The sequence below is a fragment of the Massilia sp. TWP1-3-3 genome (genome assembly GCF_049897805.1).
Lineage (GTDB): Bacteria > Pseudomonadota > Gammaproteobacteria > Burkholderiales > Burkholderiaceae_D > Telluria_A.
On record NZ_JAFCWX010000067.1, the window covers coordinates 1 to 6,690 of the forward strand.

Genomic DNA, 6,690 nt, shown 5'->3' on the forward strand with positions numbered 1-6,690 from the left:
TCAACGGTGTCAGAAACCAGAGACTCGTCCTCAGAGGGCTTGCTGGTCAAGCTCTTTGAGGGCGCTCAGCCTTAAAACCTCAGTTATTCTGCACAAAACTCCCTCAAAAGCCATCAAACTTCTTGCACGCGCTCATCGTATCGAACGGCCCGGCGGGACTTACCGCGCTAAGTGCCAGTAACCCAGGGGCATGGGTTATTGGTGATCTAGGAATCTGTCCTGTAGGTGGTTCGCGGTGCGACCAAGGGGGGGCAATTTTGAACGAAGGGAAATCCACGCCGCGTTACTCACCAGTCCCAGGTGGTCCTAAGAATTGCGTTCGCTGTCGTTTTTTCATTACGGGTCCTGCTTTCTTAGGAGGGATGGTCGCGCACTTCAACGCTGTCGGCGTCTCCATCACTGAGTCTGCCGAACGGTTACGTGTCCTGGAGAAGCTTATGTGCGACATAGAAGATGCGCAGCAGACCGCACCCGATCAGGAGTCGAACCGCAAGCTGTCATCAGCATATGCACGACGCGATCGCGTCTTGGAGCAAGTCGATATCGACGCGCATAACTGGCATGCAACGTTCGCCTTGGTCGAGAGGTGCAAGGCGGCCTTGGCCAGCATGGTCGACCAGAAAGACGGTCGCAAGATGGATTTGGTACTTGCCGGGAATTTGAGCGATTTGCAGATAGGGGTTCTGGAATGCACTGACTTCGATTTGTACGACGCTGTTTGCCAACGTGCCCGGGTCTATCCGAACGACAGCCTCTTGACGGCTAATCTTCGTCGGGGGCGTCTACTTGACGCCATGCTGGCCAGGAACGGTAGAACGCCGATATTCGCTACCTTGACCGAAGCCGAGGCGCTAGCGGTAGGCAATCAGTTTGTCGAATTGCTGATGGCGCGCGTGGGACGTAACGACGCTAACGCAATTGTCGACGGGAAGAGAATGCTTGACAACTCGGGGCTGATGAGCGAGATCGAAAAATTAGTGACGTCAAAAATGCCGACAGTGTTGTCGTTTAAAGCCAAACAGTGATCGGAAAGATATATGAAGAAAACGAAGCCGGATACTGAATCATTTCTTAACGATCTTTCGAAAGGTGCTCATCCCAGGACACAATCCTCCCTGCGACTTATCTTCGAAATCTGCAACGAGCAGCATGAAAGGGGCAGTCGCGATTTTTCGATTGCAATGATCGGCGGGTTGTCGGCGGAGCGTGGCGGCCCATCAGCGGCAGCGATCCGTAACAAGACAGGTGAGAAATATAGGGCATTGATAGCAGCCTGCGCCGACTCAGTCGGTGGAAAAAAGCGAAAGAGCGTTTCGGTCCGGGTTACACAAGCAGACGAAATACTTGAGGGCGTTATCGATCCTGTCTTGCGGGCGAGGCTGGGCCTACTTCTTGCCGAGTTGAGATCGACCAAGGTTCAACTGAGTGCGGCCCGCCACTTGGCGTCACAGAACGCTGTAGTTGATTTGCGAGTTCAGCCAACAGGCCAGACGGCTGCTCCATCGCATCACATTCTTACCGATAGCGAAAGGAAGTCCCTGGCTTCTGCGATTTCGAAAAAAACATTAGATCATTGGGGATGGAAAGTCGACCAGAGCGGACGGGTGTTGACTGAACGGGAACAGGTCGTTTTTGGAATCGGCTTCGTGACAGCCATCGAGAAATTGTTAGGGTGAAGCGGGGGTTTGAGCTACAACGGAACGGCCAACCGGGTAAGCAGGATCACTGTCCGGTTACGCCCCTTTGCGGGCATTCGCGACTCCACAAAGCGCCCGCTCAATGTAGAGATAAGCGGCGTGCGCCAGCGCGTCCGGCGGAACGAAGCGTAGCGAACTTGAGCGCATTTTTGGGCTGCCGCTTAATTGAATAAAGCGTGATTATTTGGGCGAAGAATTTCTGGTGAAGGGGCCTGTTTTTGTTGCGAAATAATGATTCACAACAAATAGCGCCAGCACGAGTTCATCACGTATATCCGTTGTTACCCTGTCACCCTCAAGTTCAATGCACTTCTTGCCTTGTGAATCGTAAGCCGATTCGTCGGACATTTCATAACGTCCGGAAGAAGCCAGAACCTCCGCGCCTGGGCCATCGCGCCAGTGATAGGAAAGCGTCGCAGTATCACCATCGCAAGACGTGCGGATATTGTAGCCCTGGCCGAAAGGCCCATAAACCTCATACATCACAGCGGATGATAGGAGTACTCGTCCCGCATGTGCAGAGCTTGTCTGAGGCAATATTTTAAGTCCGCGTAGCAACATATAGATGTAGAAGCCCAACGTGGTATAGGTCGCAAAACGACGATTTAACATAGATGTCTGCGATATAACATCTCATGCTGCCGAACTCAAGGCGACCCAGCAACGGCGGTCCCTATTTCAATTTTACTCTGCATCGATACAGCTATAACAAAACCCACAAACCACGCAAATAGTTGGATGTCCCCTGGCCGGGTGCCGCCGTTGGTGATGCCGGATGGTGTATGCCTGCCGACCTATCCCGTCGACGGTAGTTGTCAACTAAGATGTCGCGTTTTGTCATGCAGCTTTTCTTAATTCTTCTGGCTGATCTCGTTCTGGATTCAACCTCACCTCGTCCTTCAGATTCCAACCTCGTGTTTCTTCGGCCCAGCGCTCTGGGTGCCGTTCTTTCGCAGCCTCGTAGACTTGCTTACGGTGCTGCAGGAACGCCGCGTACTGGCCGTCATGGCGCTGCGCGCGGGCCGCGATCTCATCTGGCCTTCTCAAGCTCGACGATGATGTTGCATGCTTCGGCTGGACTAATGACGTCGCACTCAGCCAATGCGCCGGAACCGAAATGTCGCCATAATGTGGCATCCCCCACCCAGCCCTGGACAGTTGCATAGCGCTCCGGAACCCGCGCCCGGTTTTCGTAAAACCGGAATACCCCCGGCAGGGAGGTGCTCGCTCCGGGCGAATAGGCATAGTATTTCACGCCATGAATGCGCGCCCGCCCGGTCAAGCTAGCCAGGAGGGCGGCGCGGTCCGGCGCTTTTAAGGCAGTAATAACATACCCGCAAAAATCCTCGTCCTCGTCAGCCGGGGAACCAAACGCCACCGGCCAGGGAGGAGATTGGAGCCACCAGGACGGGTAGGTGAGCTGCACCTGCTTCGTCCTGTCCGCCGCCGAAAAGACAGTCGTCCCATTGGACTGATGCACATAGTTCAGTTTAAGCGCTCCGTACTCCGGCTCGAAACACGCCTTCCCGACATAGAGGTGCTGACGCGTGCCGTTTTGGACCAACGCAACGCATGTGTCGGCGACAACATCGCCGATACCCTCGACGGCCGCATCCTCCACTCTTTGGATTTCATGCGCGTCGCCCGTCGCGGGATCGAAGGCGATTGACTTATTGTAGACATTGAAACGCTTCAATATTCGCTTGCGTGCGCGCCACTCGCGCAACGCGTCGAGCGTGCGCTCGTGAAAGTCGGCAGGCAAGGCGGGCGCGGTCCATTGCAGGTCGTACGCTTTCCCGTGTACGGTGCCCGCCAGGCTATTCATCCAGCTGTGACCGCCAGCGGCATACTCGGCGGCCTGCCCGTCCGTGAGTTCTGCAGTGGCGCCGTACGAGATAGCACCTTTTTCGATCAGCACATCCAGATACAGCCTTCCACTGTCCTCGAAGAGAAACCAGCTCCAGGGTTCTTCGTCCACCACCCACATCTGACATGTCCTTTGCTGTGCGCGGGCTCGCCGCATCGTTCGCGCGAGCCATCATTGAACGGTTGGGACCGCATGCCGTCAATTGTACGCAGGGCATGCGCAGGCTGTCCATGCCAGGCGAACTCAGCGCAGAGTGCTTGTGTGGTCGGCATTGCTGCGCTATCGCGACGACGGCCTCATTGAGATCGACAACTTGGCTGCCGAACGGGCCTTCCGCGGCGTAACCATCGATCGTCGCAACTACCTGTTTGCTGGCGCCGACAGTGGCGGCGAGCGTGCCGCCGCGATCTACTCGCTGCTTGGCACGGCCAAGCTCTACTCACCCGTTCTAGTAGTTGGAATGTCGGCTTCTGGCCGGTTCCTGTCGATTGTACGCGACGGCATCAGACCTAGACGAGCTTCTTGAGTACCCGCGCCAGCCGGGCGTTCGTGGCTTCGGCGTCGTTATGGGCAAGAATGACGTCAATGGCCAGCGGCAGCAAGTTGTGCTGGTAGTTGCCCTTGAGCAGAGTGCCGCGCGCCCCTTGCTGGACGGCGCTCGCCGCCAGATCGTCATTGCCCGTTTCGTGCAAGGTCAGGATCGGGGTCCCTGGCGCGGCCGCGTGCAAGGCGTCAAATGTGGCAAAGCCGGCGCTGTCGGGAAGCGCGCATTCGACGTGTCAATCGTCGGCGCTTTGGCGCCACCCATTGTCGTCATAATGGCGCACTAAGGCCATTCGGTTTGGGGCTCAAACTTGGGTTGCAAGAATGCGTCATTTCGGGCGCTGGGCTCTACTAAAGTTCTGGCCAGCACTAATTTGCTAGATAATAGTTACGCATCACGCTTTTCGCTGTGGCCAGGACGCGCGCGCGTTCCGGCGAGTCGTGCGAAGCGCCGCGCCGATCATGGTAATGGCAATGGCGCCGTGGTCATCGCCGTAATCGCACCGCTGCAATTTTGCGGAAGCCGGTATTGAACAGGTTACGTGCGGCGCGGCCAGCGGGATCATTTCGAAAACAGATATAGAGATCCTTGGTCTCCACCAAGCGCTCGCTAAAAATCAGCTCGTCGCTATGGGGGCGCAAATTCGGATCCTCGCTCATCAGATATGCCATCACGGCGGCGTCAACCACGGCTAAATCAATTCGCCCGGCAACCAGCTTCCTTAGATTTTGAGCATCATCGCGCGCTTCATCGGTCGGTTGCTCACCTGCAGCGATGGCCGCGTCTAACTGTTCCGAGTTCACGTAATCGCGCACTACGCCGATACGGTACTTGCTTAAATCGCGCACGCTATTCAATGCGAGCGAGCGGACTTTCTTCTGTGCAAACCCGAGCCGACTAATTCCGATAGGCCCGGCTAACAGACACTCTCTCCGGGTTCGCACAGACGCGTACTCCGGGTAATAGCCGACATAACCTTCACGATAAGTCGTGGCGGAAACGGCCCGCGCCCACGGATAGAAACCCGGCTGCAAGTGATAACCGACCGCGTCGAACGCGGCCTTGACAAGCTGTGTCGACTGACCGCCATCTGGTAGGTTTTTCCCGGTGTACGGTGGCCAGTCCAAGGTCGCCAGCGTGACGCTCGGCGCTCCTTGCTGGCCCCACGAAAGCGTGCATGCACCCGCGAGCATTAGCACGCCCATAACGCGTCCGACTCCGGTACCGATTGTTTTGATCCAGAAGGTGGACCATAGGCGATTGACCGAAACACTGCGCCCCACCCGGGAAGAGCTAGCGTGCATCATATTCAAAGGATCGCTTGCAGGCGGGATGTGGCGTGCACAGGGAATATGATCAAGGTAGCTCATCATCTGCAATTATTGCCTCGCAACCAGGTCAGCTGCCGTGGAACAGACTATCCCGTAATTGCCTTCCCGCAGCCTCCGTTCCGGTAGCGGCGCGCAACCATACAATTGAGCAGGGCCTTTTTTGCGCGCTGCACGCGGCGCATCGAGAGCACGTAGACGCTACAGGCGGTAAATCCACTTCGCGATCATACCGCGCACCATTGCAATATCACAAGGAGAAATCCGCCTACGCACACGTGAACTTCGATCTCCGAGGTGATACTGGAAATTTACCGCGCTGACCAGCCGCGCTTTGTCCGGCAGCGCCTGCGCCGATATTATCCGGCAGTCGGTGTGATAAGCAGAAGGGGTTATGGCTACCATGTCAACACACTGCATCCGGAGCTCGAAGTGTAAGAAACGAGGGTTTGTTGGACTCCCGCGCCCGGACTTTTAGCGGCCTTGTAAATGCGCGCAAATTTGGCTTTAAATGCGCGCATTTGGCCGTCCTACGCGTCTATTTGAACGTCGGCTCCTGGCCGGTTACAGCCTATCCAAAAACCCTCGTGTGCCAAGACATCTGCGGCGACGCAAACCACGTTTCGTTCCTGGCGTTACGAAACTGGGCAAGCTGCCTCATGGGTATCCGATATCGAGAGAAGAGAGCTATCAGGTCTCGCAGCGATGCCTGGCTCAGCTTCAGTGATTTAACCACAAGTGTATCTTGCTCCCACCGCACTGCGCCTGGAATTTGCATGGCCCACTCGAACAAGTGACGTTCATCGAGTTGTGAGCCGAAGGTTACGCCAGAACAATCAAGTCGAACCATAAAATCGATACCTTTTCCGAATGGCGGCTTCTGGCCGACAGCGGAAGTTGCCTGAGACGATTGTACCGTACAGGTTTGCTCTAACTGACGTCAGGCAGCGCTTCAAACGGCGTCAATGGCCTCAATCAGAAAGATGCCCCTTCACCCGGTTTTACGTTCGGTTGCACCTCCAACCCCAAGCGCATCAGCTGCAAGCCGAATATTATAGACATGTCGCCAAGCCATTGATTTTCAATTACTTATTATATCGACCACTGACAAAAACTGAATTTGACCATCTAGATCCGTGACTGTTCAGCGCCTATGCAGTGGGCTGGATAGGATTACCGGCGAAGGCGCGTTGCAGCACCTCCAGCATGCCGTGGCCCTGCTTTCGCAGCGTATCGAGGCAGGAGCGAATGACG

General features: G+C 55.9%; 6 protein-coding genes and 1 pseudogene. 3 read left to right on the plus strand and 4 right to left on the minus strand.

Annotated elements, in window-relative coordinates; all coding sequences use genetic code 11:
* The first annotated feature begins 362 nt into the window (after nucleotides 1–362).
* Nucleotides 363–1,025 (plus strand): hypothetical protein, encoded by a 663-nt coding sequence (locus ACP7D4_RS27255; protein ID WP_426212505.1) that lies wholly within the window; start codon nucleotides 363–365, stop codon nucleotides 1,023–1,025.
* Nucleotides 1,026–1,037: 12 nt separating this feature from the next.
* Complete coding sequence (gmtX, locus tag ACP7D4_RS27260) at nucleotides 1,038–1,676, plus strand: gamma-mobile-trio protein GmtX (RefSeq protein WP_426212507.1); 639 nt, start codon at nucleotides 1,038–1,040, stop codon at nucleotides 1,674–1,676.
* Between the two features lie 201 nt (nucleotides 1,677–1,877).
* Here gmtX and ACP7D4_RS27265 read toward each other — a convergent pair whose 3' ends face one another.
* Both ACP7D4_RS27265 and ACP7D4_RS27270 read right to left on the minus strand, forming a co-directional pair.
* Nucleotides 1,878–2,309, minus strand: a complete 432-nt coding sequence (locus tag ACP7D4_RS27265; protein ID WP_426212510.1) for a hypothetical protein — start codon at nucleotides 2,307–2,309, stop codon at nucleotides 1,878–1,880.
* 418 nt (nucleotides 2,310–2,727) lie between these two features.
* Complete coding sequence (locus ACP7D4_RS27270; RefSeq protein ID WP_426212512.1) at nucleotides 2,728–3,684, minus strand: hypothetical protein; 957 nt, start codon at nucleotides 3,682–3,684, stop codon at nucleotides 2,728–2,730.
* 142 nt (nucleotides 3,685–3,826) lie between these two features.
* Here ACP7D4_RS27270 and ACP7D4_RS27275 point away from each other — a divergent pair.
* Nucleotides 3,827–4,000 (plus strand): annotated as a pseudogene (locus ACP7D4_RS27275) (IS66 family transposase); the annotation flags it as partial.
* Between the two features lie 73 nt (nucleotides 4,001–4,073).
* Here ACP7D4_RS27275 and ACP7D4_RS27280 read toward each other — a convergent pair.
* Nucleotides 4,074–4,292, minus strand: a complete 219-nt coding sequence (locus ACP7D4_RS27280) for a hypothetical protein (protein WP_426212514.1) — start codon at nucleotides 4,290–4,292, stop codon at nucleotides 4,074–4,076.
* Between the two features lie 301 nt (nucleotides 4,293–4,593).
* The gene (locus ACP7D4_RS27285; RefSeq protein ID WP_426212516.1) at nucleotides 4,594–5,487 is read right to left on the minus strand and encodes a substrate-binding periplasmic protein; all 894 of its coding nucleotides are present in this window, start codon (nucleotides 5,485–5,487) and stop codon (nucleotides 4,594–4,596) included.
* Between the last annotated feature and the right edge of the window lie 1,203 nt (nucleotides 5,488–6,690).